At 65.8% G+C, this 1,635-nt stretch carries 1 pseudogene; it reads left to right on the forward strand.

The window, feature by feature from the left end:
- Positions 1 to 1,480: pseudogene (locus BGO15_RS10580) on the forward strand (hypothetical protein); the annotation flags it as partial.
- Positions 1,481 to 1,635: the final 155 nt, after the last annotated feature.

Raw genomic sequence — 1,635 nt, forward strand, 5'->3', positions numbered from 1 at the left:
GGTGAAGCCGGCCGACGGCAGCGGGTTGACGTACACGATGTCGGGTCCGGATGCGGGTCATGTGGTGACCGTGACCGCGACGCTCGCCAGCGGGTATGCGTTCCCGTCGACGATGCCGACCGGTTGGTCGAAGACCGATGCGTCGCACGCGACGTGGACGTACACGCTGCAGTCGAAGAAGTGCGACAGTCTGGTGACGCCGGGTGCGGTGACGTTCACCGATCAGTGCGGTGTCAACGGTGATACGTACACCATCCCGGTCACCGAGGGTGTGGAGTACCTGGTGGGCGAAGAGGTTGTGAAGGCTGGTACCTATTCGGGTTCCGGGACCGTGACCGTCACCGCCCAGGCGACAGACGGCTATGTTCTCGCGAAGGACGCGGTGACGAGTTGGACGCATACGTTCAGCACGGTGCCGTGCCCGACCACGGTGACTCCGGGTGCGGTGACGTTCACCGATCAGTGCGGCGTGGACGGCGATTCGTACACCATCCCGGGCACAGTGGGCGTGGAGTACCTGGTGGACGGCAAGGTTATCGATGCCGGTACTCATGCGGGTTCGGGGACGCTGACGGTCACAGCCCAGGCGACAGACGGCTATGTCCTTGCGGACGGCGCGACCAAGAGCTGGACGCACACGTTTAGTGAGGTGCCGTGCCCGACCACGGTGACTCCGGGTGCGGTGACGTTCAATGATCAGTGCGGTACTGAGGGCGATACGTACACGATCCCGGCCACCGAAGGTGTGAAGTACCTAGTGGGCGACACGGTCGTGAAGGCCGACACCTACAACGGGTCCGGGACGGTGACGGTCACCGCCCAGGCGGCTGACGGCTATGTTCTCGCGAAGGACGCGGTGACGAGTTGGACACACACGTTCACCGATGAGTCGTGTGGTACGACCACATCTACGACGCCTCCCACCACCACACCAACGACTCCGCCCACCACGACTCCGCCAACGACCACGCCGCCGGCTGGGTCTACGACCGTGACGCCGGGGATCAACGGGTCGCAGTGCGTGCTGGTCGGGACGGCTGAGCAGATCACGGTGACCACCGTGACGGTGAACGGCATCAGCTACACCGTGACCGGCGACGGCACGACCAGCGTCACGGTGCGGGCCGTGGCGGATGCCGGGTTCGCGCTGAGCGTTCCGGCCGGATGGTCGCGCAACGACGACGGCTCCGCGACGATCGTCCTGACGCCCGATTCCAATGGTGTGATCTGCGTCGGTGGCGAGTCGTCGAGCGTGGACAACCTCGCGCCGACGACGAAGACCAAGACTGCCGTCGCACAGGTGAAGCCGACCACCGGCAACATCGAGGTCCTGCCGACGTCGGCCACCGCATCGAGCACCATCGCCTACACGGGTGTGAACACCTCCCAGATGGCGATGCTCGCGTTGCTGTTGCTCGCCGGTGGCGCCTTGATCCTGGGTGTCGGCACGATGTGGCGGCGTAAGCCCCGGAAGCACTGAGGCAGTGCCGCTTCGGCGGGGTACGCGGCTCAACGCCTCGTACCCCGCCGGTGCGATCCGGCGATCGGCGCGGTCCGGCCTCATGCGAGGTCGGGTCGTTCCGAGGATCCACCGCAGGTGAAAAGGGGCTGGCTATGCCGTCGAACGCGGAGCGG

This window comes from Microbacterium sp. 71-23 (genome assembly GCF_001897265.1).
Lineage (GTDB): Bacteria > Actinomycetota > Actinomycetes > Actinomycetales > Microbacteriaceae > Microbacterium > Microbacterium ginsengisoli.